Here is a 26443-nt window from a genome sequence, read left to right as displayed (position 1 = left end):
GACCGCGTGTCAGCCGAGGGGATCCGTCGGATCCCGGCGCGGCAACCGGAACCCCTCGGCATCCGCGAGTGGGGATGTCTCGAAGTCCGCGCGGTCGAGTCGGTCGTCGAACGGCGGAGCGGACGCCGCCATCTCGGCGTTCCACCGGTCGGTGCGCTCCTCGGCGAGCTCGTCGCGGTGACGGGGCGACAGCAGGAGGATCGCGGCGCCCAGGAGCACCTCTCCTCCCAGGGCGAGCGCGAACGGCAGCGGCGCAGGGCCGACCTCGGAGAGGCGTCCGGGACCGATCGACCCGGACGCGAGCACGGACGCCAGAGCGGTGACAGCCGCGGTCGCGACGCCGATACCGGCCGCGATCGCCGCGCGCGGCCCCGTTCCGAGCGGCGTGCCCTCCCACACGAGCCGCGAGCGCACGGCCCACCCGGCGAACGCCCCGGCCCCGACCGGGAGGAGCACCACGATCAGCATCCAGATCGACGTGTTCTCGGGCAGCAGCCCGAAGATCGGGATGCCGGGAACGACGCCGAGCTGGGTGCCTGCCGGCGACACGGCGGTGCCGACGCCGACCGCGAACCCGGGTCCGGCGAGCCAGGACACCGCCCAGACGATGACCGTGGGTAGATAGGCGAGCTGGCCCAGGGTCAGCACCGTGGCCCCGAGGCCGTCGACGCGCGCCGCCTGGAACAGGGCGACCACCTCGCCGCCACGGGTCAGTGCCATGAGCGCGACCGCGAGCGCGCCCAGCGCGGTGACCGCGACGACCGTCATCGCGGCGCCCCGGACGACTGCGGCGGGCACCGGGCCCCACTCGCCCCACGCGTCGACCGCGTCGTGCACGCGATCGACGAGACCGCCGTCGCCGTCCTCCCAGGCGACGCGCACGGCACCGGCGAGCGCACCCAGCAGGTAGACCGCGGGCGGCAGCACGATCGCGAGCACGAGCGGAGTGTGCGCGGCCTCCAGACGAGACGTGAAGGCAACGCCCGCGGCGATGACGGCCATGGTCGCGGTGCCGGCGAGCACGCCCAGCCCCCACGCTCCCGCGCGCGCCGCCCGGCCGCCGGAGCGACCGGCGAACAACAGGGTGAAGACGAGAAGGGCCAGCGGGGCGACCGACAGCGTGAACGCCGCCGCATCCGGTGCGATGCCCGCGGCGCGCACGACCTCGCTCGACAGCTCGATGTCCATCGGAGCTCCGTGCCCGACCTGCCAGAGCGTGCCGGTCAGCGGCCACAGCGCTCCCCAGTCCGCGGCACCGCCGAACGCGACGGTCCACAGCAGGGTGAGCGGCGCCAGCAGCACGGCGAGGCCGACCGCGGCCGCGATGGCGGCGTCGACGGCGGCGAGGATCGCGACGAGGAGGCGTTGCATAGCGTTTCGAGACTACGACGAGAACCGGGCCGTCGCCCGTGGGCGCGCGCGAGGCGGCCGACACGATATCGTCTCCCACGGAGGTTTCCCGAATGTCAACTGCCCCGTCCCCCACGCGTTCCGCCGAGCCGAAGAACGCCCTGGATCGCTTCTTCGAGATCAGCAAGCGCGGATCCACGATCGGCACCGAGGTGCGAGGGGGCCTGGTGACCTTCGTCACGATGGCCTACATCGTGATCCTCAACCCGATCATCCTGTCCGGCTCGGCCGACGTCGACGGCACCATGCTCGACTTCAGCGCCGTCGGTGCGGCGACCGCGCTGACGGCCGGAATCATGACGATCGTGTTCGGCGTCGTCACGCGGCTGCCCTTCGGCTTCGCGGCGGGTCTGGGCATCAACGCCTTCGTCGCGTTCTCCGTGGTCGGCCAGGTCACCTGGCCCGAGGCCATGGCGCTCGTGATGATCAACGGCGTGGTGATCGTGCTGCTCGCCGTGACCGGCCTGCGCAAGATGATCTTCGACGCGGTGCCGTTCCAGCTCAAGATCGCCATCACGGTCGGCATCGGACTCTTCATCGCCTTCATCGGCTTCGTGAACTCCGGATTCGTCACGGCGACCCTGGCCGCGTCGCCGCCCGTCGGGCTGGGCGTCGGCGGATCCGTCGCCACCGTCCCCACCGTTCTCTTCATCGTCACGCTGATCGTCACCGGCATCCTCGTGGCGCGCAAGGTCAAGGGCGGCCTGCTGATCGGCCTCGTCTCGGGCACCGTGCTGGCCGTCATCGTCGAGGCGATCTGGCACCTGGGCGCCGCGGCCGACGGCAACGCCGGCGGGTGGGGCCTCACGGTCCCCGCGCTCTCGGGCGCCCCGTTCGGTCTGCCCGACCTCAGCCTGGTCGGCGCCGTGGACTTCGGCTTCGACCTGAGCAAGGTCAGCCTCGTCGCGATCGTCATGATCGTCTTCACGCTCGTGTTCTCGAACTTCTTCGACGCCATGGGCACCATGACGGGCCTCGCCAAGGAGGCCGACCTCGCCGACGAGAAGGGCGACTTCCCGCGCATCAAGTCGGCGCTGGTCGTCGAGGGCGTCGGCGCGATCGTCGGCGGTGGCACCTCGTCGTCGTCGAGCACCGTCTTCATCGAGTCGGGCGCCGGCATCGGCGAGGGCGCCCGCACCGGGTTCGCGAACGTGGTCACGGGCGCGCTGTTCTTGCTCGCCATGTTCCTCACGCCGCTCACGTCGATCGTGCCGACCGAGATCGCGGCCGCGGCGCTCGTGATCGTCGGAGCGATGATGATGGCGCAGATCAAGTACATCGACCTGACGGACTTCGGCGTGCTGCTCCCGGTCTTCCTCACGGTCACGGTGATGCCGCTCACGTACTCGATCGCCAACGGCATCGGGGCGGGCTTCGTGAGCTGGGTGCTCGTTCAGGCGCTGTCCGGCAAGGCGAAGACCATCAGCCCGTTGCTCTGGATCGTCGCCGCCGGCTTCGTGCTGTTCTTCGCACGTGGTCCGATCGAGGCGCTGTTCGGCGTCGGGGTCTGACCCGCACGCACGCGGTCACGAAGAGGGGCGGATGCTGCGGCATCCGCCCCTCTTCTCGTCCCGGGAGGTGCGCGGCCACACACACACTTCGGGGGCCGACACGCCAGATATCGGACCGTTCCGCCGCGGACATCCGACATGTGGCGTGTCGGCCCCCGAAGTGGAACGGTCGTGCGCAGGACGCCGGATGCCGTCGTCAGACGGTTCCGGGCATGAGAAAGGCCCCGGGGTGGAGCCCGGGGCCTTCTCGTACAGCTTAGCGCGTCAGAGCGACTCGACGCTCTTCGACTCGTCGCTGCGCTCCTCGCTCAGTGACCAGTTGGCTAGAGCGATTCGATGACAGCGCGCATCAGGGCGGCGGTCTCGGACGGCGTCTTGCCGACCTTGACGCCGGCGGCCTCGAGGGCCTCCTTCTTGGCCTGCGCGGTGCCCGCGGAGCCCGACACGATGGCGCCGGCGTGGCCCATGGTCTTGCCCTCGGGCGCCGTGAAGCCTGCGACGTAGCCGACGACCGGCTTCGTGACGTGCGCCTTGATGTAGTCGGCCGCACGCTCCTCGGCGTCGCCGCCGATCTCGCCGATCATGACGATCGCCTTGGTCTCGGGGTCGGCCTCGAACGCGGCGAGCGCGTCGATGTGCGTGGTGCCGATGACCGGGTCGCCGCCGATGCCGATGGCGGTCGAGAAGCCCAGGTCGCGCAGCTCGAACATCATCTGGTACGTGAGGGTGCCCGACTTCGACACGAGGCCGATCGGTCCCTTGCCCGTGATGTTCGCGGGCGTGATGCCGACGAGCGCCTCACCCGGGGTGATGATGCCGGGGCAGTTCGGCCCGATGATGCGGGTCTTGTTGCCCTTGCTCTGCGCGTACGCCCAGGCCTCGGCCGAGTCGCCGACCGGCACGCCCTCCGTGATCACGACGAGCAGCGGGATCTCGGCGTCGATGGCCTCGATCATCGCGTCCTTCGTGAAGGCGCCGGGCACGAACGCGATCGACACGTCGGCGCCGGTCTCCTTCATGGCCTCGGCGACCGAGCCGAAGACGGGGAGCTCGACGGCGGAGCCGTCCTGAGCGGTGTGCGACACGGTGGTGCCGGCCTTGCGGGCGTTGACGCCGCCGACGACCTGGGTGCCGGCCTTGAGCATCAGCGCGGTGTGCTTGGTGCCCTCACCGCCGGTGATGCCCTGGACGATGACCTTGGAGTCCTTGTTGAGGTAGATCGACATTCTTCTCGTCCTTCAGTCTCAGGCGTTGGCGAGCTCGGCGGCCTTGTCGGCGCCCTCGTCCATGGTGGCGGCCAGGGTCACGAGCGGGTGCGCGTACTCCGCGAGGATCGCGCGACCCTCCTCGACGCGGTTGCCGTCGAGGCGCACGACGAGCGGCTTGGAGGCCGCCGACCCGAGGGTCTCGAGGGCGCCCTTGATGCCGTTCGCGACGGCGTCGCAGGCGGTGATGCCGCCGAAGACGTTGACGAACACACTCTTGACCTGCGGGTCGCCGAGGATGACGTCGAGGCCGTTGGCCATGACCTCCGCCGAGGCGCCGCCGCCGATGTCGAGGAAGTTCGCGGGCTTGACGCCGTTGTGGTTCTCGCCGGCGTAGGCGACGACGTCGAGCGTCGACATGACGAGACCGGCGCCGTTGCCGATGATGCCGACCTCGCCGTCGAGCTTCACGTAGTTGAGGCCCGACTTCTTGGCCTTGGCCTCGAGCGGGTCGGCGGCGTCCTTGTCCTCGAGCTCCTCGTGCTCCGGGTGACGGATCTCGCTCGCGTTGTCGTCGAGCGTGACCTTGCCGTCGAGGGCGATGATGTCGCCCTCCTCGGTGCGGACGAGCGGGTTGACCTCGACCAGCGTCGCGTCCTCGCCCTTGTAGACGTCGAAGAGCTTCACGAACACGTCGGAGACCTTCTCGACGAGGTCCTCCGGGAACTTCGCGGCGCGGGCGATCTCGACCGCCTTCTGCTTGTCGATGCCGGTGAGCGGGTTCACCTCGACGCGCGCGAGCGCCTCGGGGCGCTCGACGGCGAGCTCCTCGATCTCCATGCCGCCCTCGACCGAGCACAGCGAGAGGTACGAGCGGTTGGCGCGGTCGAGCAGCACGGAGAAGTAGAACTCCTCGGCGATGCGGGCGCCCTGCGCGACCATGACGCGCTTGACGACGTGGCCCTTGATGTCGAGGCCGAGGATGGCCTTGGCCGCCTCGTACGCCTCATCGGGGGTCTTGGCGACCTTCACGCCGCCGGCCTTGCCGCGGCCTCCGGTCTTCACCTGGGCCTTGACGACGACGACGCCGCCGATCTTCTCGGCCGCCGCCCTCACCTCTTCGGGGGTGTCCGCGACGATGCCGGCGAGGACCGGCACTCCGTACTTCTCGAAAACGTCTCGTGCCTGGTACTCGTACAGATCCACTGTGGTTCCTTCACTGGGCTGCTGTCTGGTAATTCTCTCGATGTCGAGACATCGACCAGTCCCCCAGCCTACTACCTCGCCCTGAACGTCTCGGAGCGCAGGAACCATCGGCACGAGGTCGTCGAGGTTCTAGGCTTTCGGTCATGCGAGACTTCTCCGATTCGCGCGACGCCGTCGTCGCCGCAGCACTCGAGCTGTTCCAGACCCAGGGGTTCGACCAGACGTCCGTCGAGCAGATCGCCAAGGCCGCCGGGGTCTCCCGGTCGACCTTCTTCCGTCAGTTCGGCGGCAAGGAGGACGTGGTCTTCGCGGATCACGAGGTCATGCTCGACCAGCTCCGCGAGTACCTCTCCGAGGGGCACGACGATCCGTGGGGTGCGGTGTGCGCGGCATCCGAGTCGGTGTTCGCTCATTTCGCGCGCGACCCCGAGCTCGCGCGGCGCCGGTACCAGGTGGTGCGGCAGGTGCCGGTGCTGCGCGAGCGCGAGATCATCACGGTGTTCCGCTACGAGCGTCTCTTCGACGACTACCTGCGCAGCGCCCTGCCGGGCGTGGATCCCCTGGATGCCGTCGGCTTCGCCGCTCTCGTGACCGCGGTGCACAACCACGTGCTGCGGCAGCTGTTGCGCGGCCGCAAGAAGGTGCCGCTGTCGACGCTGCAGACGGCGCTCGGCGACGTGCGTCGGCGATACGGCGTTCCCGCGGAGGCCGAGACCGGTGCCCCCGACGACGTCGTGGTCGCGGTCTTCCCCCGCTCGATGCCGGTCGCCGAGATCACCCGGCGTCTGCGTTCGCAGCTCGACTGAGCCGACGCTATCGGAGGCTCGAACGGCTCGTCGCGCCCCACGTGGTGAAACCGAGTATCAGGGAGTACGATACTCAGGTCCACGAAGGAGTCCCCATGAGCACCGCAGCTTCCCCGTTCCCCGGCGAGAGCGTCACGTCATACGACATCACCGGACGACAGGACAGCGACTACTACGCCGTCTTCGCCGACATCCCCGCCGCCGACCGCGCGGCCTGGGATCGAGCCAAGGCGTACATCGACGAGGTGGGCCCGCAGATGGCCGGCGCCTGGGACCGCGGCGAGTACCCGCTCGACGCCGCTCGACGGATGGGCGAGATGGACCTCGTGGTCGATGGGATCGACCATCCGTCCCTCACCCGACTCTCCCCTCTGGCGGCCGGGCTCGTGAACATGGAGATCTCGCGCGGCGACGGCTCGCTGGGCACCGTGCTCGCGGTGCAGGGCGGCCTCGCGCTGCGCACCCTCGCCCTCTTCGGCTCCCCGGCTCAGCAGGAGCGCTGGCTCACCGGGCTCGCCGACGGGTCCGTGCTCGGATCCTTCGCGCTCACCGAGCCCGACCACGGTTCGGACTCGGTGTCGCTGGAGACCGTTGCCCGTCGCGACGGCGAGGAATGGGTGATTCGCGGCGCCAAGAAATGGATCGGCAACGGCGCCTCCGGCGGCGTCACCTTCGTGTGGGCGCGCGTCGACGACGAGACCGCCGCGGAGCACGGCTCGGTGCGCTGCTTCCTCGTCGAGCAGGACACTGCGGGATACACCGGGACCGTCATCCCCGGCAAGGCGTCGCTGCGCGCGATCCACCAGGCGCACATCCGCCTCGACGACGTGCGCGTGCCTCTCGACGCCGTGCTTCCGGGGACCAAGAGCTTCAAGGACGCATCGACCGTGCTGTACGCCACCCGATCGGGCGTGGCGTGGTCGGCGCTCGGGCATGCGACGGCCTGCTACGAGGCGGCCCTGTCGTACGCGACGCAGCGGGTGCAGTTCGGCAGACCGCTCGCCAAGTTCCAGATGGTGCAGGAACGGCTCACCCACATGCTCGAGGACCTCACGGCCATGCAGCTGTACTGCCGCCGCCTGGCAGACCTCGAGACCGCGGGAGTGCTGCGCCCCACGCAGGCCTCGCTCGCGAAGTTCCACAACACTCGGGCCGCGCGGCGCGTCGCCGGCATCGCCCGCGACCTGCTCGGCGGCAACGGCATCCTTCTCGAGAACGGCGTCATGCAGCACATGGCCGACATCGAGGCCATCCACACCTACGAGGGCACCGAGAGCGTGCAGGCGCTGCTGCTCGGCCGCGACATCACCGGAATGAGCGCCTTCGTCTGAGCGCGCCGCTCGCCCGGCCCGTCAGTCGCAGCCGCAGCCGCCCGCGGGAGTCTTCACCATGAAGCAGACGTCGCACACGCCGTAGTCGCGCTCGACGGGCTTGGGCGCGGCAGCGACGCGCGGAGCGGCCGCCCCACGCGGCGTCGACGACCTCTTCGCCTTCGCCGGCGCGATCGGGCGGAACTCGCTCGGGTGCGTCACGTAGTAGTACGGCGCACGTCCCTCGCTCGCCCGCAGGCGCAGGGGCGTCGATCCCACGACGACGAGCTCGTCCTCGGTGAAGCCGTTCGTGTAGGTCCTGCCGATGTGCAGGCTGGCTCCCGCGCCGCGACGGATCGCCTCGATGTACCGACCGCGGTCGATGTAGGAGGAGATGCCGACGGCATCCATGATCGCCGTGATGAACTCGTGGTTCTCCTCGGCGATGCGGTGGGCGCGCAGCGCCTCACGCAGGGATCGGTACGGACGGGAGGTTCCGGTGGGGGTCGGGCCCTGGACTTCGTTCATCGCTTCCAGGATCTCACGATCCGACGTGGAAGACTGGCCGCATGGTGCGCGCGACGATCATCGGATCCGGCCCGAACGGGCTCGTGGCGGCATCGTCGCTCGCCCGGGCCGGCTACGAGGTGCGCGTGCTGGAAGCCGCGGACACGATCGGAGGCGGTGTCCGCAGCGCCGAGAGCACGCTTCCCGGATTCGTCCACGACGTGTGCTCGGCCGTGCACCCCGCTGCCCTCTCCTCGCCGTTCTTCCGGGCCTTCGGCCTCGCCGAGCGGATCGACTGGATCACCCCCGAGATCTCGTACGCTCATCCGCTCGATCACGGCCGCGCCGCCGTCGCCTGGCGCGACATCGAGCGCACGGCCGCCGGTCTCGGCGTCGACGAGAGAGCATGGCTCGCCCTGCTCCGTCCGCTCAGCACGCACATCGACGGCGTGGTCGACTTCACCGGCAACCAGATGCTGCGGGTTCCCCGCGACCCGCTCACGTCGGTGCGCTTCGCCCTGCGGATGCTGGATCAGGGCACGCCGCTCGCTCGCCGCGCGTTCCGCACCGACACCGCCGCCGCCCTGCTCTCGGGGGTCCTCGCCCACGCCAACACCCCCCTGCCATCGCTCGCCGGCGCCGCCGCGGGCCTGCTCCTCGCGGCGCAGGGGCACGCCGGCGGGTGGATGTACCCCCGTGGCGGCGCACAGCGCATCGCCGACGTGCTGGTCGCCGACATCGAGGAGCACGGCGGCTCGGTCGTGACCGGGCACCATGTCACCGACCTCGGGGAGCTCGACTGGGGCGATCCCGGCGCGGGCGACCTGCTGATGCTGAACACCTCCCCCCGTCTCGCCCTGACGCACCGCGACATCCCCGCGCGATATGCGCGGGCCCTTCAGGGGTTCCGGTACGGACCGGCCGCCGCGAAGGTCGACTTCGCCCTCGACGGCCCGATCCCGTGGACGAACGCCGAGGTCGCGCAGGCCGTGACCGTGCACCTGGGCGGTACCGCGGCCGAGGTGCGCGAGAGCGAGAACGCCGTGGCGCGGGGCGGCGTCAGCGACAGACCCTACGTGCTGAGCGTGCAGCCCTCCGTGCTCGATCCGACAAGAGCCCCCGACGGCAAGGCCGTGCTCTGGGCCTACATCCACGTACCGCAGGGCTCCGACCTCGATCCGACCGAACTCGTCACGCGTCAGGTCGAGCGCTTCGCGCCGGGGTTCCGCGACCGCATCCTCGCCCACCATGCCGTGCCGGCGTCGGCCCGCGAGGCGATCAACCCCTCCGAGATCGGCGGCGACATCCTCGGCGGCGCCTTCACGATCCCGCAGGCGTTGCGACGGCCCGTGCTCGGCCCAGCCCCCTGGCGCACCCCGATGCGCGGCGTGTACCTGGCCTCGGCCTCCACACCGCCCGGGCCGGGGGTCAACGGCATGGCCGGCTGGCACGCGGCGCGCACCGCGCTCCGGGATGCCGGGGAGCGCGTCGCGCTCGACGACCTGTTCTGACTCTTCTGCCGCAGCCGCTTCGCGGCCAGGATAGGGTCATGCGCTACGAGATCCCCTCCCCCATGCTCGCGAAGGCGGCGGCATCCGTCCCCGACCCCGCGAAGACGCCGGGCGGACTGCTGTTCGAACCGAAATGGGACGGATTCCGCGGACTCGTCGCCTGGGACGGCGAGACCGTCGAGATCGGCTCGCGCGGCGCAAAGCCGCTCACCCGGTACTTCCCCGAGCTCGTCGACGCGATCCCGCGGCTTCTCCCCGGTCCCTGTCTGCTCGACGGCGAGATCGTCGTCGCGACGGGCCCCGCAGGCGCCCAGCGCCTCGACTGGGAGGCGCTCAGTCAGCGCATCCACCCCGCGGCCTCCCGGGTCGCGAAGCTCGCAGACGAGACCCCGGCGATGTTCATCGCCTTCGACCTGCTGGTCGAGGGCGACGACGACCTGCGCGACGCCCCGTTCTCCGATCGCCGCGCACGGCTCGAGAAGATGCTCTCCGGGGTCGAGCACCCACTGCACATCACGCGCACGACGCGTGACCGCGACGCCGCGGTGCGCTGGCTGGCCGAATTCGAGGGCGCGGGCCTCGACGGCGTCGTCGCGAAGCCGCTCGATCAGCCGTACGCCCCGGGCAAGCGCACGCTGATCAAGGTCAAGCACGCGCGGACCGCCGATGTGGTCGCGCTCGGCTACCGCATCCACAAGTCGGGCTCGGGCGTGGGGTCGCTGCTCGTCGGGCTCTACGACGCCGACGGCGTGCTGCGGCAGGTGGGCGGGGTCGCCGCGTGGAGCGACCAGCGCCGACGGGAGCTCGTCGATGAGCTCGCCCCTCTCGTCGAACGCGACGACGACGGAGCGGCGGTCACCGGCGAGGGCGAGCGCTCACGGTTCAGCGGCGCCAAGGAAGTGTCGTTCGTGCGGCTGCGCCCCGAACTCGTGCTCGAGGTGCGCTACGACCAGCTCGAGGGCGCGAGGTTCCGGCACACCGTGCAGTTCGAGCGGTGGCGGCACGACCGCGAGGCGCGTTCGTGCACGTACGAGCAGCTCGAGACCGTGGCGGGTTACGATCTCGCCGATGTCATCGGCTGAGTGCCCCGACGCTCAGGCGTCGACCGGGTCGCCGTTCTCGTCCCAGTGCGCGGCGACCTTCTTGCTGGGCTGCACGCGGGGCGGCTCCCCGGGCATCTTCGGGAACTCCGGCGGGAAGGGCAGTTCCCCGAGCCCGTCGGCCACGTCCCGCTCCCACCACCCGAGCAGGGTGTCGATGCGCCCTGGGCTCGCCTGCATGTCGGCCCACGGGTCGCCGACCTCGTCGAGTCGCGCGGGGATGCTGCGCACCGTGAACATCGCGGGGTCGAGGCCGTCGAGCTCCTCCCAGTGCACCGGGGTCGAGACCGTCGCCGCGGGGAGCGCTCGCGGACTGTAGGCGCCCGCCATCGTGCGGTCGCGGTTCGCCTGGTTGAAGTCGATGAAGATGCGCTCGCCGCGCTCCTCCTTCCACCAGTTCGTCGTGACCTGCTCCGGCATCCGACGCTCCAGCTCGCGTCCCGCGGCGATCACGGCGTGCCGCACGTCGAGGAACTCGTGCGTCGGGGCGATCGGCGCGAACACGTGCAGCCCGCGGTTGCCGCTCGTCTTCGCGAACGCCTCGAGCCCGGCCTCGCGCAGCACCTCGCGCAGCGCATGCGCGGCCGTCACGGCGTCGGCGAACGTCGTGCCCGGCTGCGGATCGAGATCGATGCGCAGCTCGACCGGGTCGTCGGGATCGTCGGCGAGCGACGCCCACGGATGGAAGACGATCGTGTTCATCTGCGCCGCCCAGACGATCGCGCTCGGCCGGTTCAGCACGATCTGCGGATGCCGTCGGCCGCTGTTGTACGTCACGGTGACGGCGTCGACGAAGTCGGGCGTGCCCTTGGGCGGGTTCTTCGAGAAGAAGCCGTCGGGCCGCGACTCGCCGGAGCCGACCCCGTCGCGGAACCGCTCCAGGGACACCGGCCGACCTCCGTTGGCAGCGAGGAACGGGGTGCTCACGACCTGGAAGTACTCGGCGAGCTCTGCCTTGGTGACGCCCACGTCGGGCCAGATCACCTTGTTCGGACTCGACAGCACGACTTCTCGGGCACCGTCGGGATCGACCACGGTCAGGGGCACGCGTTCGGAGGCCATGATCCGACCATAGGGCGACGGTGCGACACGCGGAAGACCCGCCGCGCCGCGGGGCGGCGCGAATCTCTCGCGTCAGTCGTCGAGATCGACGGCGAGCGCGAGCACGGGCGCGAGAGCGTCGCGCTCGACTGCGAACGACGGGCCGGCCGAGTCGACGATGACACCGACCATGTCGGCATGGCTCGCCAGCAGCGAGGCGAGCTGCTGAGGATCGAACGGCAGCGGACGATCTCCTCGCCCCAGCGCGATGACCTCGAGCGGATGCGAGAACAGCTGCAGGAATCGCTTGCCGTCGGCCGTCTGCGCCTCGGCGATGCCGGGCTGACCGGTGCCGGCGCCCTCGTTCACCGCCACCCACATGCGCTTCGCGGCGAGCGCCTCGCCGAGCTTGGTCGCCGTGTCCTGTGCGCGCGGCGTCGCCAGGATCGTCTTGACCGTCATCTCGACATCGGCCTGCTCGAGCGTCTTCTCGAGAAGCTCGGTCGGGAACACGACGCGATGCGGCGCCGAGGCGTTGTCGACGATGAGGCCGGCGAAGTCGCCGACGACGACCTGCTGCAGCACCGAGGTCACCGGCTGCGCGACCGCCGAGGTCGCGGTCGGGTCCTTCTCGAGCTGCACCGAGTCGCGCACCGCACCAGCGGAGCTGAACGCGAGCATGAACTGCCGGTCGCCGTCGCGCACGACCGCCACCGACAGCGGCTTGCCCTCGCTGATCTGCGCGCGGGCATCGCCGTTGACCCGGATGTAGAGGTGCCCCTGCAGAGCCTGACGCAGCACCCCGAGCAGCTGCTCGTTGCTGGCGCCCTGCTCGATCTCGGCGAGCGCCTCGCGCAACAGCACGTTGTCCTTCATGCCGGCGACCGTCTCGGTCTGCTCGGGCGGAACCGTGGCCGCCAGCGGCAGTCGCCGCTCCTGCTGCGCTGCGGCGGGCGCAGCCGTGGCCCGGGGCGCGGTCACGGGCGCGTCGGCGACCGGCGTCTCGAGCGACGTGGCGGGCGCGGACGTGTCGGGTGCGGGCAGCGACACCTCGGGCCCGGCTTGTGCGCCGACGCCGCGGAAGGCCTGCACGGAGATCCCGATGGTCGGCGTGGGCTCGACAGCGGCGTCGGACTCGGGGGCCGCCTCGGACTCGATGGATCCGGTGGTCTCGGCAGGCGCATCGGCGTCGACGGGCGTCTCGACGGATGCGGTCGCGTCCGTCTCGCCCAGGTCGACGGCCTCGTCTGCGGACTTCTTGCGGCGGGAGAACAGTGCCATATCAGCCAGCCTAACCCGCGCGACGCCTAGATCTTCTCGATCGGGGCGACCTTGATGAGCAGCTTCTTCTGCCCCGCCGAATCGAACCGCACGTGTGCGATGCGCTTGGCCCCCTCACCCGTGACGGCGTCGACCCGACCTTCGCCGAAGTCGGAGTGACGGATGCGGTCCCCGGCAGCGAGCTCGAGGTCGCCGTTGTCGCGCATCTTGGCCGTCACCCGGTTGGGGAACTTGTCCATCGCGGTCGACAGCGGCTTCAGCGAGTCGCGGCCGGGGAGCGGCTTCACGCCGAAGCGATCGCCCGATCCGTTGCCTCCGAACCCGCCGGCACGACGCGCGTTCAATGCTCGCGACTGCATGCCTCCGCGCGAGTTCACGTCGCCGGGCGACTGTCGCCAGTCGATCAGCCCTGCGGGGATCTCCTGGAGGAAGCGGCTCGGCATCGCGACCGACACCTCGCCGAACTGGGCACGGGTCATCGCGAGCGAGAGGTGCAGGCGCTTGCGCGCCCGGGTGATGCCCACGTAGAACAGCCGGCGCTCCTCCTGCGGACCGCCCGGTTCACCCGCCGAGATACGGTGCGGGATGAGGTCTTCCTCGACGCCGGTGACGAACACGGCGTCGAACTCGAGCCCCTTCGCGGTGTGCATGGTCATGAGCGACACCGTGCCCGACTCGTCGTCGAGGTCGTCGGCGTCGGAGACCAGCGCGACCTCGGTCAGGAAGTCGACGATCGTACCCTCGGGGTTGTTGCGGGCGAAGTCCCGGGCGACCGCGACGAACTCGTCGAGGTTCTCGACGCGCGCTTCGTCCTGCGGATCGCGGCTCGCGCGCAGCGCATCGAGGTAGCCGCTCTTCGACAGCAGCACGCTCAGGCCGTCGGCGACCGAGGTGGGCGGCGGCACCTCTCCGGAGGCCGGGAGCATGATCTCGGTGGCCTCGGCGAGCGTCGCATCGAGCTGCGCGATCCCGGCCTGGATCTTCGGCCCGACACCGAGCTGCCCCGGCACCGACAGCGCCTGGCGGAACGTGATGTCGTTGTCCTCCGCGAAGCGCGCGATCGCGGTCTCGGTCACGTCGCCGATGCCGCGGCGCGGCTTGTTGAGGATGCGGCGCACCGCCATCTCGTCGGCGGGGTTCGCGACCGCGACCAGATACGCGAGAGCATCCTTGATCTCGGCCCGCTCGTAGAACTTCGTGCCGCCCATGATCTTGTACGGCACGGCGGATCGGATGAAGATCTCCTCCAGCGCGCGGGACTGGGAGTTCGTGCGATAGAACACGGCGATCTCGGAGTACGGCATGCCGGCCCGGCGCAGCGCGTCGACCTCGTCGGCCACGAACTGGGCCTCGTCGTGCTGCGAGTAGCCGGTGAAGCCGATGATCTTGTCGCCGTCGCCCTTGTCGCTCCAGAGCTTCTTGTCTTTGCGGTCGAAGTTGTTGCCGATCACCGAGTTCGCCGCCGACAGGATGTTCTGCGTCGAGCGGTAGTTCTGCTCGAGGAGCACGACCCTGGCCCCGGGGAAGTCGCGCTCGAACTCGCTGATGTTGCGGATGTCGGCACCGCGGAACGCGTAGATCGACTGGTCGGAGTCGCCGACGACCGTGAGCGATGCCCCCTCGAGCTCAGGCGTGGTCTCGGGCTCGAAGATCATCATGCCGTTGGAGGCATACGGGTCGGGGGCGTCACCCGACACCGGTCGCGTGAGCTCGTGGATCAGCGCGTACTGCGCGTGGTTCGTGTCCTGGTACTCGTCGACGAGGATGTGCCGGAACCGACGACGGTATGTGTCGGCCACCTGCGGGAAGGCGCGGAACAGGTAGACGGTCTGCCCGATCAGGTCGTCGAAGTCGAAGGCGTTCGCCTTCTGCAGCTGCCGCTGATAGTCGGTGAAGAGCTCGACGAAGATGCGCTCGGCGGGGTCGCTCATGTTCGCCTGCCGCGCGTAGGCCTCGGCATCCGACAGCTCGTTCTTGAGCTTCGAGATGCGGCCCTGCACGGATGCCGGGGTCAGCCCGTAGGCGTCGGCCTCGTGCTCCTTGACGAGACGCTTGATCAGCGCTCGTGAGTCGCCCGAGTCGTAGATCGTGAACGACTTCGTGAAGCCGAACTGCTGGGCCTCACGACGCAGGATGCGCACACACGCGGAGTGGAACGTCGAGATCCACATCCCCCGCGCGGCGTCGCCGATCAGGCCCTCGACGCGCTCGCGCATCTCGCCCGCGGCCTTGTTGGTGAAGGTGATCGCGAGGATCTGGCTCGGCCACGCCTCGCGCGAACGCAGCAGCGAGGCGATGCGGCGCGTCAGCACGCTGGTCTTACCCGACCCTGCGCCCGCGACGATGAGCAGCGCCGGGCCGCGATAGGTCACGGCCTCGAGCTGCTGCGGGTTGAGGCCGGCGAGGAGGTCGTCGTGCCCCTCGGCCCCCGAGGAGCGCGGGCCGACGGATCCGGGAACGATGAGAGGGGCTTCGGTCATGGCCTTACGAGTCTAGGCCGCACCACCGACACCGGTAGGCGGTGCGGAGACGGAACGGGCGGGACGCGCATGCGCCCCGCCCGTTCCGTGTCATGCCGTCACGTGGTCTGACGGCGGCGGCGGATCGCCACCGCACCGGCCGCGAGCAGCGCGATCGCCAGCAGGATGCCCACCACCGGAGTCTCCGCTCCCGTGACGGCGAGAGCGCCGCCGGCCGTGACGCGGATGTCGGCCCAGCCCACGAGCTCGCCGGACGCGGTGTACACCGCGATGCGGTGCGCGCCGAGCGGCGCGTCGGTCGGGATCGTGACGGTGTAGGTGCCCGCCGCGGAGGCCGCACCGCTCGCGAGCAGCACGGGGTCGGAGTACATCCATACCGCGATGCCCTCCCCGGCGCGGTCGGCACCGAGCGAGACGGTGACCCGGTCACCGCGTCCCGCGACGCTCGGGTTCACCTCGACGCCGTTGCGGTTGTCGTCGGTGAGCGCCGAGCCGGGCAGCGGCGGCGTCTGACCGGGGTTCTCGCCGCCCGGGTTCTCGCCCCCGGGGTTCTCGCCCCCGGGGTTCTCCCCCGCGGTCGCGGGGAGGGTCCCGGTGCGCAGGGCCTCGGACGCGTAGCCGTCGGCGAACCACCACACGGGGCGCTGGCCGTCGATCGCGAGCGAGGCCGGCGCCGTGGCGAAGCCCTCGTTGTTGATGTCGGGCATGCCTGCCGGGCGCGCGAAGTGCGCGAGACCGGGCTCATCCGTGCCGTTCAGCGTGATCTGGGCCGAACGGCCCTGGCATCCGTCGTCGCAAACGGCCCACAGCACGCCGAGCACGCTGTCGTAGTCGAGCGCCATGACGCCCGCGAGTCCGGGGGCGATCTCCGACACGAGCGTCGCCGAGCCGTCGGCGCCCAGCGCGAACGCGTAGACGTGGCCGTTGTCCTCGACCGCGACGAAGAACAGTCCGTCGCCGTGGCCCGCGTAGTCCGCGGAGTCGTAGGCCGCGCCGGTGTTGACGTCGAACAGCTTCCCGTCGAGCGCCGAATCCGGCACCCACTGCACGGCCTCCATGCCGAGGTTCGCGCCCACTGCGGGGAGCAGGGCCGTGAGATCCCACTCCTGCTGCGCGACCAGATCGCCGGCGGCGGCCTCGGGGTCGACCTTCAGCACGGTGTTGAGGTTGACGCCCTTGGCGCTGTTGTCGCGTTCGGAGGCGACGTACACGAAGCCGTCGCCGTCGACCGTGATGCCCTCGGTGTCGGGACCGGCCGCTGACGGGTTCGACGCGTCCTTCTGGAAGCGGACGCGCTTGCCCGACTCCCAGCCCGAGATCGTCGAGAACGAGCCGTCGGCGTGCGCCTCGAGCTTCCAGATGCGCCCCTCGCCGTTGTCGACGGCCCAGAGGAACGTGCCGTCGGCGGTCTCCTGCACGTCGAGACCCGAGCTGTCCTCCAGGAAGGTGGGCGCGGTGTCGAGCACGCGCACGTCGGCCGAGCCCGGCCACGGCGAAACGGGGATCTCCCCGGCGCAGACGTTCGCCGTACCCTTCGTGCTGCGCTCGGTCACGCCGAAGACGCCGGTCGTGTCGGGGCAGCGCCCCCACGTGGTCGCCGCGTGTCCCTCGCCCCAGGTCGTGGAGTCGACGAGCAGGTCGCCGTCGAACACGCGCACGGTGTCGCCGCCGCCGAGGCCGAAGCCGAGGTCGGCGCCCTCGATCACGAGGTAGCCGCCCGCGGCGATCGTGGTGCCCTCCGGGATCGCGTACGCGTGCGTGTCGTCGTCGTCCTTCACGACGACGCCGGACACATCGAGCACGGCATCCGTGGGGTTCACGAGCTCGATCCAGTCGCCGGGAGTGCCGCCGTCCGACTCGACCTCGTTGATGCGCACGGGGTTGCCGCAGGCGTTGCGCAGACCCTTGGTCGACGTCGCGATGTCGAGGAAGTCGCCCGTGCCGTCGGGGCAGCGGGCGAGCACACCGGCCGCATGAGCGGCGTAGACGTGCTCGTCGACAGTGTTGCCGTTCGCGTCGCGCAGGGTCACGGTGTCGCCGTTCCCCAGGCCGAAGATGAAGTTCATGTTCTGGTCGAACACGAAGTACGCGCCCGGGGCCAGCATCGTGCCGGCGGGAAGCGGCGTGGTCTCGGACGCGTGACCGACGGGGTCGTTGTCCATGACCGTCCAGCCCGAGATGTCGACGGGCGTGCTGCCGGTGTTGAGCACCTCGATCCAGTCGGTGGCGTCGCCGTTCGACTCGATCTCGTTGATCACGACGTCGGGGATCACGCAGGAGTTCGCGGCTCCCGGGGTCGCGTACGCCAGGGCGAAGACTCCCTGCCCGTCGGGGCAGCGCGCGAGCGTCGCTGCGGCGAAGTCGCCGTCGATCGCGGCGTGCCCGGTCCACGGCAGGGTGTCGTCGATCATCGTGCCGGTCGCGTCGTACAGGCGGATGCGGTCGGCGCTGCCGATGCCGATCGGCTCGCGGAACGGCGCCTCGACGCCGCCGACCATGCCGACGCTCGCCTCGTCGACGACGAGGAACTCACCGGCGGCGATCGATGTGCCGGCGAGGAACTGCCAGCGGTGGTCGTCGGAGTTGTCGCGGATCTCGTAGCCCGAGATGTCGAGGGCCTCGTCGCCCGGGTTGTAGAACTCGACCCAGTCGGCGGGCTGCGAGTCGACCTCGTTGATGACGATCGAACCGCTGGTCGGCTCGTTCGACGGGAAGACGTTGACGGCGCCCTTGGTCGACTCGGCGGTACCGGCCCACTCGACCGCTCCGTCGACGTCGCGTGCGCCCCAGGTGACGGCGGCGTGGCCGGTCCAGGACGTCTCGTCGACGATCGTCCCGAGCGGATCGAACAGGCGCACCGCATCCTCGCGGCCCAGACCGAAGTCGAACTGGCCGGCTCCCGTCGCGTCGTCGAGCTGGTCGATCACGAGGAACGCGCCGGCCTCGACGATCGTGCCCTCGGGGAACGTGTACGAACTGTCGTCCTTGTTGTCCTTGACGACGTAGCCAGAGAGGTCGACCGACGTCTCGGCGGTGTTGACGAACTCGATCCAGTCGCCGGGGGTTCCCCCGTCGGACTCGACCTCGTTGATGCGGATGCCGGCTTCGGCACCGGTGGCTGACAGGGGGACGGCGAGCAGAGCGGCCGCGCTGAGTGCGCAGACCGCCGTGACCGCCGCCGCGGAACGCAGGCGGGACATGGGTCTCCTGAGAGGGATGCAGACGGGTGTGACCCCAGGACACCGAGTGCGCGTGTCCGTGCGGGGACTCCCCGGTGCACGGCAGGTGAACGAGCGGTGGCCGTTCGCTCGAGCACGCCCGTGTCCGTGGCCCGGATGCCTCGTCGCTCAGGCGATGCGCGTCCCCGGCGGCAGCCGCTTCGCCGGCGTCCGCGTGCGCGCCCACGCCCCGGCGAACAGCCCGCCCGCGAGCACGACCTGCACCCCCAGGCCGACGAACCAGCTCGGCACGGTGGAGTCGATGACCTCGCGAGGCGTCGGATATGCGGCGAAGTCCTCCCCGCATTCGTCCCAGTTCTGCACGACCGGCGACAGCTGCGCCGAACGGACCCCGAGCTTGATCTGCCCGAACATGTCGACGGGATATCCCTGCGGGGTGTACTCGGTCGGGGTGGCGTCGGCGAGCACGACGAACGGGTTCGCCGCCAGCGCCCACCACACGAGATCGAAGCGCGGCACGTCGTAACTCGACGTCCCCGTCACGGTGCTGCAATCGACTTGGCCGGTCTCGGGGTCGTAGTCGTGCATCTCCTGTGTGACCTCGGTGCGCACCGCCGCGCCGCCGAGCCCGAAGGCGATCACGGTGCCGAGCACGAGGCCCGCCACGACGAGGTACGTCGTAGCGACCGAGAACAGCGGCCGTGCGATGAGACCGCTCAGTGCGACGCCGATCGCGGCGACGATCACGATCTCGGCGATGAGCACGAGGAGCGAGACGAGGAGCACGAGCGGGTTCGCTCCCCCGCCGAGCAGGGAGATCGCGAGGAACGGCAGGGCGACGACGAGGAACGCGCCGCCGGTCGCCACGGCCGCGAAGAGCTTGCCGAGCATGATGTCGCCGGTCGAGGCCGAGGTGACCTGCACCGCGGCGAGGGTCGCGGCGTCGCGGTCGCCGTTGATCGCGTTGCCGCTCAAGGTCGGCGAGACCAGGACGACGAGCAGAAGCACCATGTGCACGACGATCGAGAACACACCGGCGCCGACGAAGTCGCCCCAGGAGTAGACCGCGAACGAGAGCAGGGTGACGCCGATGAGGATGACGGCGAACACCCCGAGGAGCACGTACCAGCCGACGCTGCGGAGGCGTTGCGTCAGCTCGAGTCGCGCGATGACGGCGATGTTGGTGAGGCTCATGCTCCTGCCTCCTCGGCCGGTCGCGGGGCGGGCGGCGCGGGTGCCGGTGGGGCTGGCGCTGGTGGCGCGGGAGGAGCGCCCTGCACCGGCGGAGCCGCCGGCGCCGAGGGTGACGCGGTCGGACGATGCAGCGCGAGGAACGTGTGCTCGAGCGCGCTCTGCGCCGGAGCGAACTCCGCCACACGCAGACCTGCCGACACGAGCGTGCGCAGCCCATCCGCGGCGCTGTCCTCGGTCGCGAACGGCACGAGCACGTCGCCTCGGTCCGCGCCGACCGTCTCGTGCGGGATGCCGAGTGCGGAGACGACCTGCCACGCATCAGCCGATTGACGAGTGACGTCGGCGCCGACGATGCGCACGCGCCACGCGCGCGCCGTCGCCTGAGCGGCTCCCGCATCGACGACGGCACCCGCGACGAGGAACACGGCGTCGTCGACGACCTCCTCGAGCTCCGACAGGATGTGGCTGGAGATCAGCACGGTGCGGCCCTCCGCCGCGAGATGGCGCAGCAGGAACCGCAGCTGCACCCGTGCTTCCGGATCGAGGCCGGACGCCGGCTCGTCGAGCAGCAGCACCCGCGGGTCGTGCACCAGCGCGCGGGCGAGACCCAGCTTCTGCTTCTGCCCTCGCGAGAGCACCTTCGCGGGCGCATCGGCCAGCTCGACGAGACCCACGAGAGCGAGGAGGTCCTGGGCGCGGGCGGCGGCTTCAGCCCGGGCCATCCCGTACAGCCGACCCGTCGTGACGATGGTCTCGCGGGCCGTGAGCGACGGCCAGGCCCCGAGGGCGTCCGGCATCCATCCGAGGAGCCGGCGCGCCGCGAGGGGATCCTGCACGGGGTCGACCCCCTCGATGCTGATCCGGCCGCCATCGGGCGCGAGCAGCGAGGAGAGCATGAGCAGCAGAGTGGTCTTGCCCGCACCGTTGGGACCGACGAGTCCCGTCACGCGGCCGGGCTGAGCGCGGAGAGTGGCTCCGCGCACCGCCTGGACGGCCCCGAACGAGCGGCTGACGTTGTCGACGACGATTCCGGTCATCGGGCCAGTGTGTCATCCCGCAGGCGTCGCGTCGGGGAGGCTGACCTCTCCGCGGGTTCCCTGCTCAGCCGCGGAAGAACGCCACGCCCAGGTCAGGGTGGTCGACGAACACGCCGTCGATGCCGGTGCGGGCGATCACGCCCCACTCGGCCTCGTAGTCGCCGAACGCCTCCTTACCGCCGGCACCCCGGAACTCCTTCGAGAGGAAGCGGTTCTCGGGGCGACAGGTCCAGGTGAAGACCGAGAGACCGCGGGCGTGCGCGTCGGCCACGATCGTGTTGCCGCGGGCGAGCAGCATCTTCTTGTCGACGCTGATGCCGTCGACGGCGCCGACCAGAGCGTCGAGTCCGCGCGGCTCCACGGTCGCCGCGTATGTCTGCGCGCTCTTGCCCTGAGCCGCGAACAGGTCGTACGGGCGTCCCGCCGCCTCGATCAGGTAGATGTACGACGCGGAGATGCCCCGGTCGCGCAGCTGTGCGAGCACGGTCGATTCGAACGACTCGATCACGAGCGGCAGCTCGCCGGCCGCCCACCCGGATGCGCGCAGGTCGCGCTCGATGAGCGGCGCCAACGGCATCCCGATGCTCTCGAAGTAGGTGGCGTGCTTGACCTCGAGCACGACGCCGAGCTCGCGACCGTGCTCGACCGACGCGTCGCGCACGATGTCGAGAACGTCGATCAGCCGGAGGATGCCCTGACCGCCGTCGAAGCTCGCGCTCGACAGTCGCACCTCGGGCAGGCGCTCCCTGCTGCGGAGGGTCGCCAGCTCCTCCCAGGTGAAGTCCTCCGTGAACCAGCCGGTCAGCGCCTGACCGTCCACGCGCTTGGTCGTCTTGCGCGCCGCGAACTCTGGCCGCGCGGCGACGTCGGTCGTGCCGGAGATCTCGTTCTCGTGGCGGACGACGAGCACGCCGTCCTTCGTCGCCACGACGTCGGGTTCGACGGCATCCACCCCCATCGCGAGCGCGAGCTCGTACGAGGAGCGGGTGTGCTCCGGCCGGTAGCCGGGCGCACCGCGGTGGCCGATGACGAGGGGGGATTTCCTTGGCACGCTCACAGCGTAAGACACCCTCACGACACGCCCGTGCGGGTATCGTGGAGGAAAGCGACCTACGACCCCCTTTTGGAGTGAGGCCCACCATGAGCAATTTCGCTTTCAACAATCCGGCGTTCCAGCAGCAGGATCCGCGTAACGTCGCGACCTACCCCGGTGCGCCGCAGGGCGCTCAGGGTGCACAGGCCGCGTCGTTCCAGCACGGCACCATGGATGCCGCTGCGAATGCCCAGCTGGAGGGCATGTACGCCGCTCCCCCGGCCGGTTCCATCGAGACCGACCGCATGTCGGTCGAGGACACGGTCTGGAAGACGGCCGGCCTCTTCGCGATCCTCCTCGTCACCGCGGTCATCGGCTGGGTGTGGACGCTCGGCGGCGTCTCGCTCGCCTCGACGCAGAGCGTGTCGATGCTGCCGTGGATCGTCGGCGCGCTCGGCGGTTTCGTGCTCGCGATGGTCATCACGTTCACCTCGCGCAAGAAGGTGCGCCCCGCGCTGATCTTCGCCTACGCGGCCTTCGAGGGACTCTTCGTCGGCGGCATCTCGGCGTTCTTCGAGATGATCTGGCCGGGCATCGTCTTCCAGGCCACCCTCGCCACCGTCTCCGTGGTCGGTGTCACACTGGCGCTGTTCGCGAGCGGCAAGATCCGCGCCTCGAAGAAGGCCACGAAGATCTTCATGATCGCGATGGTCGGCTACCTCGTCTTCTCGGTGCTGAACCTCATCCTCATGTGGACGGGCGTCCTGCCTGCCGGCCAGGCCTTCGGCCTCTACAGCGCGACGATCATGGGCATCCCGCTCGGACTCATCATCGGCGTCCTCGTGGTCATCATGGCCGCGTACTCGCTGGTGCTCGACTTCGACCAGATCCAGCAGGGTGTGCGCAACGGCGCTCCCCGCAAGTACGGCTGGCTCGGTGCCTTCGGCATCATGGTCACGGTCGTCTGGCTCTACGTCGAGATCCTGCGCATCATCGCGATCGTCCGCGGCAACAACTGACCGCAGAGCCACGACAGAGGCCCGTCTCCCTGCGGAGGCGGGCCTCTTCGCGTATCCCTCAGGATCCGGCGGCCTTGGCCTCGAGCAGCGCGCGCTCACGGTCGTTGCCGGCGAGCGATGCCGCGGTCGCGAACTCGCTGCGGGCCTCCTCGTCGCGGCCGAGGCGCAGCAGCAGTTCACCGCGCGTCGCTGGCAGCAGGTGGTAGCCGCGCAGCGCGCCCGAGGCCGAGAGCTGGTCGACGATGCGCAGAGCGGATGCCGGGCCCGTCGCCATCGCGACGGCCGCCGCCCTGTTGAGCTCGACCACGGGCGAGGGCGCGAGACGGCCGAGCGCCTCGTACAGCAGCACGATGCGGTCCCAGTCGGTCTCCTCGACCGAGGGGGCGACCGCGTGGCACTCCGCGATCGCGGCCTGCAGTCCGTAGGCGCCGCGGCCCGTGCCCCGCGCATCCGCCGCCGCGAGGGCCGCCCTGCCGCGTGCGATGCGGCCGCGATCCCAGCGGCGACGATCCTGGTCGGCGAGCAGTACGGGGTCGCCGTTCGCGTCGACCCTGGCCGGGAAGCGCGCCGCGGTGAGCTCCTCCAGCGCGAGCAGGCTGTGCACGTCGCGCTCGGTCGGCATGAGAGCAGCGAGCACCCGGGTCAGCCGGATCGCCTCGACGCTGAGCTCCGGGCGCATCCAGTCGTCGCCGCTCGACGCCGCATGCCCCTCGTTGAAGATCAGGTACAGCACGCCCAGGATCGCGCCGAGCCGTGCGGCGTGCTCCTCCCGCGGCGGCATCTCGAACGGCACATGCGCCGCCGCGAGCGTCTTCTTGGCCCGCACGATGCGCTGCTGCACCGTGGCGGTCGGCACCAGGAACGCGCGGGCGATCTCTTCGCTCGACAGGCCGCCGACCACGCGCAGCGTCAGCGCCACCTGCGCCTCCCGCGACAGCACGGGGTGACAGGAGATGAAGATCAGGCGCAGCACGTCGTCGTCGACGGCATCCGGGTCCCAGGGCAGTGCGTCGGCGGCTTCGTCCTGCTCGCGCTCCAGATCGTGCGCGATCACGGCGATCCGGTCGTCGAGCCGCTCCCGACGCCGCCAGCCGTCGACGGACTTGCGCTTCGCGACCGCCGTGAGCCAGGCCGCGCCGTTGCGGGGCACCCCGTCGACCGGCCACTGCTGCAGCGCATCCACCAGGGCCTCCTGAGCGAGGTCCTCCGCGAGACCGAAGTCGCCCACCATCCGCGTGAGCGTCGCGACGATCTTCGCCGATTCGATGCGCCACACCGCGGCGACGGCGCGCTCCGCTGCTCCCCGGTCGGGGGCGGAGCGCGCCGTCTCGCTGCCGTGTCCGTCCGTCATGTGGAGTCACTCTAGACCTCATCTTTGTCGCCCGACGAGATGTCGATCCACCCGTTGCTCGTGGATCCTATTGCCTATAGGATTAGAGATCAGTCGATGAGGGTCCTCGCGACATCTCGTCGACTCTTCGATCGGAAGGACGATGTTGTCTTCTCTCAGCTCCTCTCAGGACCCGCAGCCCGAGCACCGCTCCATGCTCGGAGTGGGCGCCGCTGCACTCGTCGGCTCCGCTCTCGAGTGGTACGACTTCTATCTCTACGGCACGGCAGCCGCACTCGTGTTCAACCGGATCATCTTCGTGAACTCGGATCCCGTCGTCGCGACCCTCGTCGCGTTCGCGACGTTCGCGGTCGGCTACCTGATCCGGCCGGTGGGGGGTCTGATCTTCGGCTGGATGGGCGACACCCTCGGACGCAAGAAGGTCCTCGTCCTCACTCTGATGATCATGGGCACCGCGACGTTCCTGATGGGCCTCACACCCACCTACGAGCAGATCGGCGTCTGGGCGCCCGTCATGCTCATCGTCCTCCGTCTGGTGCAGGGCATCGGGGCCGGGGCCGAGTTCGGCGGAGCGGCGATCTTCTCCGTCGAGCACGCAGACTCCCGGCGTCGTGGGCTCCACGGCGCGTGGCCCTCCGCGGGCGTCTATCTGGGCCTGCTGATGGCGTCAGGTGTGTTCGCGATCGTGACGCAGCTTCCGGAGGATCAGTTCCTGTCCTGGGGCTGGCGCATCCCGTTCCTCCTGAGTGCGCTCGTGGTCGTCGTGGCCCTCATCATCCGTCTGCGACTGGCCGAGAGTCCGGCGTTCGTCGAGATCCAGAATGCGGATCACGCACCGGCGTCGCCCGTGCGAACCGTCTTCGCGCGCGAGAAGAAGGCCATGCTGACGCTCTTCCTCGCCCAGCTGCCTCAGAACGTGGTGTCGTCGATCAATCTCGCATTCATCACGGCGTACCTCGTGGGCAACCTGAAACTCGCGGCGTCGATCGGGCCGGCCGCGACAACCGTCGGCACCGCCGTCACGATGGTTATGCTCCCGCTGTTCGGGTTACTCTCCGACCGGATCGGACGGCGACCGGTGATCCTGTTCGGCATCGCGTTCTCCGCGCTCTTCGCCTTCCCCTACTTCTGGCTCATCGGAGGCGGCGAGGCTCCCGAGCTCATCGTCTTCGCGATCGTGGCGAGCCTCGGACTGGGGGTCGGCGCGATGTTCGGTCCGCAGGCAGCGTACTTCGCCGAGCTGTTCACCGGCGGCGCGCGCTTCACCGGACTCGCGTTCTCCCGCGAGCTGGCCGGAGCCGTGAGTGCCGGCACGACCCCGCTCATCGCCGTCGCCCTCGTCGCGGCGGCCTCCGGAGGCACCTGGCTCGTCTCGTTGTTCGTCATCGGCGCGTGCCTGCTGGGAGGGGTCGCCGTCATCCTCGGCGGAGAGACGCGAGGACGCCGCATGAGCTCGACCACGGTCGACGAGCTCATGGCCTCGACCGGCTCGTTCTCGCAGTAGGGGCTTCGCGTCCCCTGCAGATCACGCCGAGGCGTCGTCCGTCGGAACGAAGAGCACCGGCCCGAGGCGCGAATACGAGTTCTCGATGTGGGACCTCATCGCCGTGGCCGCCGCCTGCGGATCGCGGCGTCGGACCGCCTCGAGGATGGCTTCGTGCTCGCCGACCGTCGCATCCTCGAAATCGTGCCGGAAGTTGAGCCGGTATAGGTGCATGTGCGAGCGCAACCGCACGATCGAGTCGGCGAGCAGCGGGCTGTGTGCCTGCTCCGCGATCAGGTTGTGGAAGTGCAGGTCTTCGTCGATGAACCGCCGGTAGTTGCGGAAGTTCTCGTCGTCATCCGGCGCGGATGCGGCGCGCATCTGCGCGACGGATTCCGTGAGCGTCGCCTCGGCTTCCGCGTCCAGATGCTCCGCGGCGCGTCGAGCCGCCTCCGGTTCCAGCAGCTCGCGCATGTCGTAGAGGTCGCGCAGGCCGTCGGCGTCGAGCAGTGGAGCAGCGACGTACCCTTTGAGTGCGCGCTTGGAGACGAGGCCTTCCGCCTCGAGCCGGCTCAGCGCCTCACGCAGCGGCGTGGGTGACACATCGAGGTCTCGGGCGACGGCGTCGATGTTCACGCGGGCGCCCGGTTCGATGACCCGATCCATGAGCAGACCCAGTACCGCGTCGTAGACGTCGTCGACGAGCGCCCGGCGTGCGGGAATCGGCCGCACCGCCTTCGATTCGTCGTCCGTGAACACGAGTCTCATTGTAGGCTCCA

Annotated in this window: 20 protein-coding genes; 7 read left to right on the top strand and 13 right to left on the bottom strand. The window is 70.1% G+C overall.

The window, feature by feature from the left end:
- Positions 1 to 9 precede the first annotated feature (9 nt).
- Entirely contained in the window at positions 10 to 1371 is a 1362-nt protein-coding gene (locus tag ACIPYT_RS09070; protein ID WP_401072771.1) for a DUF6350 family protein, read from the bottom strand.
- Positions 1372 to 1463: 92 nt separating this feature from the next.
- Between ACIPYT_RS09070 and ACIPYT_RS09065 the strand changes: the two genes are divergently transcribed.
- Entirely contained in the window at positions 1464 to 2921 is a 1458-nt protein-coding gene (locus ACIPYT_RS09065; protein ID WP_401072769.1) for an NCS2 family permease, read from the top strand.
- A 323-nt stretch (positions 2922 to 3244) separates the two neighbouring features.
- Here the strand turns inward: ACIPYT_RS09065 and sucD are convergent, their stop codons facing one another.
- A complete protein-coding gene (sucD, locus tag ACIPYT_RS09060; RefSeq protein ID WP_401072767.1) occupies positions 3245 to 4147 on the bottom strand; it encodes a succinate--CoA ligase subunit alpha in 903 nt (300 codons plus the stop codon).
- Between the two features lie 18 nt (positions 4148 to 4165).
- Complete coding sequence (sucC, locus tag ACIPYT_RS09055; protein ID WP_401072765.1) at positions 4166 to 5332, bottom strand: ADP-forming succinate--CoA ligase subunit beta; 1167 nt, start codon at positions 5330 to 5332, stop codon at positions 4166 to 4168.
- A 143-nt stretch (positions 5333 to 5475) separates the two neighbouring features.
- Between sucC and ACIPYT_RS09050 the strand changes: the two genes are divergently transcribed.
- Both ACIPYT_RS09050 and ACIPYT_RS09045 read left to right on the top strand, forming a co-directional pair.
- Positions 5476 to 6138 carry a TetR/AcrR family transcriptional regulator gene (locus ACIPYT_RS09050; RefSeq protein WP_401072763.1) on the top strand — a complete coding sequence of 221 codons (663 nt, stop codon included), beginning with the start codon at positions 5476 to 5478 and terminating at the stop codon, positions 6136 to 6138.
- A 95-nt stretch (positions 6139 to 6233) separates the two neighbouring features.
- On the top strand, positions 6234 to 7469 hold the full coding sequence (locus ACIPYT_RS09045; RefSeq protein ID WP_401072761.1) for an acyl-CoA dehydrogenase family protein: 1236 nt from the start codon (positions 6234 to 6236) through the stop codon (positions 7467 to 7469).
- Positions 7470 to 7490: 21 nt separating this feature from the next.
- Here ACIPYT_RS09045 and ACIPYT_RS09040 read toward each other — a convergent pair whose 3' ends face one another.
- A complete protein-coding gene (locus ACIPYT_RS09040; RefSeq protein WP_401072759.1) occupies positions 7491 to 7976 on the bottom strand; it encodes a hypothetical protein in 486 nt (161 codons plus the stop codon).
- A 41-nt stretch (positions 7977 to 8017) separates the two neighbouring features.
- Here ACIPYT_RS09040 and ACIPYT_RS09035 point away from each other — a divergent pair, with 41 nt between their 5' ends.
- Positions 8018 to 9466, top strand: a complete 1449-nt coding sequence (locus ACIPYT_RS09035; protein ID WP_401072757.1) for a phytoene desaturase family protein — start codon at positions 8018 to 8020, stop codon at positions 9464 to 9466.
- Positions 9467 to 9504: 38 nt separating this feature from the next.
- Positions 9505 to 10548: an ATP-dependent DNA ligase gene (locus ACIPYT_RS09030; protein ID WP_401072755.1), complete on the top strand. Its 1044-nt coding sequence runs from the start codon at positions 9505 to 9507 to the stop codon at positions 10546 to 10548.
- 12 nt (positions 10549 to 10560) lie between these two features.
- On the opposite strand, the gene ligD is transcribed toward ACIPYT_RS09030, so the two are convergent.
- From ligD to ACIPYT_RS08995, 7 genes are all read right to left on the bottom strand, one after another.
- Positions 10561 to 11628, bottom strand: a complete 1068-nt coding sequence (gene ligD, locus ACIPYT_RS09025) for a non-homologous end-joining DNA ligase (protein WP_401072753.1) — start codon at positions 11626 to 11628, stop codon at positions 10561 to 10563.
- Between the two features lie 72 nt (positions 11629 to 11700).
- Positions 11701 to 12888 (bottom strand): SseB family protein, encoded by a 1188-nt coding sequence (locus ACIPYT_RS09020; protein ID WP_401072751.1) that lies wholly within the window; start codon positions 12886 to 12888, stop codon positions 11701 to 11703.
- 26 nt (positions 12889 to 12914) lie between these two features.
- Positions 12915 to 15368 carry an ATP-dependent helicase gene (locus ACIPYT_RS09015; protein ID WP_401072749.1) on the bottom strand — a complete coding sequence of 818 codons (2454 nt, stop codon included), beginning with the start codon at positions 15366 to 15368 and terminating at the stop codon, positions 12915 to 12917.
- A gap of 98 nt (positions 15369 to 15466) precedes the next feature.
- Positions 15467 to 18568, bottom strand: a complete 3102-nt coding sequence (locus tag ACIPYT_RS09010) for a lamin tail domain-containing protein (protein ID WP_401072747.1) — start codon at positions 18566 to 18568, stop codon at positions 15467 to 15469.
- 147 nt (positions 18569 to 18715) lie between these two features.
- Positions 18716 to 19741, bottom strand: coding sequence for an ABC transporter permease (locus tag ACIPYT_RS09005; RefSeq protein ID WP_401072745.1), 1026 nt, complete (start codon positions 19739 to 19741; stop codon positions 18716 to 18718).
- On the bottom strand, positions 19738 to 20778 hold the full coding sequence (locus ACIPYT_RS09000; protein ID WP_401072743.1) for an ABC transporter ATP-binding protein: 1041 nt from the start codon (positions 20776 to 20778) through the stop codon (positions 19738 to 19740). Before ACIPYT_RS09000 ends, ACIPYT_RS09005 begins: the two co-directional genes overlap by 4 nt.
- Before the next feature lie 64 nt (positions 20779 to 20842).
- Positions 20843 to 21829: a glycerophosphodiester phosphodiesterase family protein gene (locus ACIPYT_RS08995; protein WP_401072741.1), complete on the bottom strand. Its 987-nt coding sequence runs from the start codon at positions 21827 to 21829 to the stop codon at positions 20843 to 20845.
- An 89-nt stretch (positions 21830 to 21918) separates the two neighbouring features.
- Between ACIPYT_RS08995 and ACIPYT_RS08990 the strand changes: the two genes are divergently transcribed.
- Positions 21919 to 22830 (top strand): Bax inhibitor-1/YccA family protein, encoded by a 912-nt coding sequence (locus ACIPYT_RS08990; protein ID WP_401072739.1) that lies wholly within the window; start codon positions 21919 to 21921, stop codon positions 22828 to 22830.
- Between the two features lie 58 nt (positions 22831 to 22888).
- Here ACIPYT_RS08990 and ACIPYT_RS08985 read toward each other — a convergent pair whose 3' ends face one another.
- Positions 22889 to 24181: an RNA polymerase sigma factor gene (locus ACIPYT_RS08985; protein ID WP_401072737.1), complete on the bottom strand. Its 1293-nt coding sequence runs from the start codon at positions 24179 to 24181 to the stop codon at positions 22889 to 22891.
- 142 nt (positions 24182 to 24323) lie between these two features.
- On the opposite strand from ACIPYT_RS08985, the gene ACIPYT_RS08980 reads away from it, so the two are divergent.
- Positions 24324 to 25685, top strand: coding sequence for an MFS transporter (locus ACIPYT_RS08980; RefSeq protein ID WP_401072735.1), 1362 nt, complete (start codon positions 24324 to 24326; stop codon positions 25683 to 25685).
- 21 nt (positions 25686 to 25706) lie between these two features.
- Here ACIPYT_RS08980 and ACIPYT_RS08975 read toward each other — a convergent pair whose 3' ends face one another.
- Positions 25707 to 26432 (bottom strand): GntR family transcriptional regulator, encoded by a 726-nt coding sequence (locus ACIPYT_RS08975; protein WP_401072733.1) that lies wholly within the window; start codon positions 26430 to 26432, stop codon positions 25707 to 25709.
- Positions 26433 to 26443 lie beyond the last annotated feature (11 nt).

Source organism: Microbacterium sp. NPDC089695 (genome assembly GCF_044749085.1).
Classification (GTDB): domain Bacteria; phylum Actinomycetota; class Actinomycetes; order Actinomycetales; family Microbacteriaceae; genus Microbacterium.
This window is presented reverse-complemented; position numbering and strand designations above follow the sequence as displayed.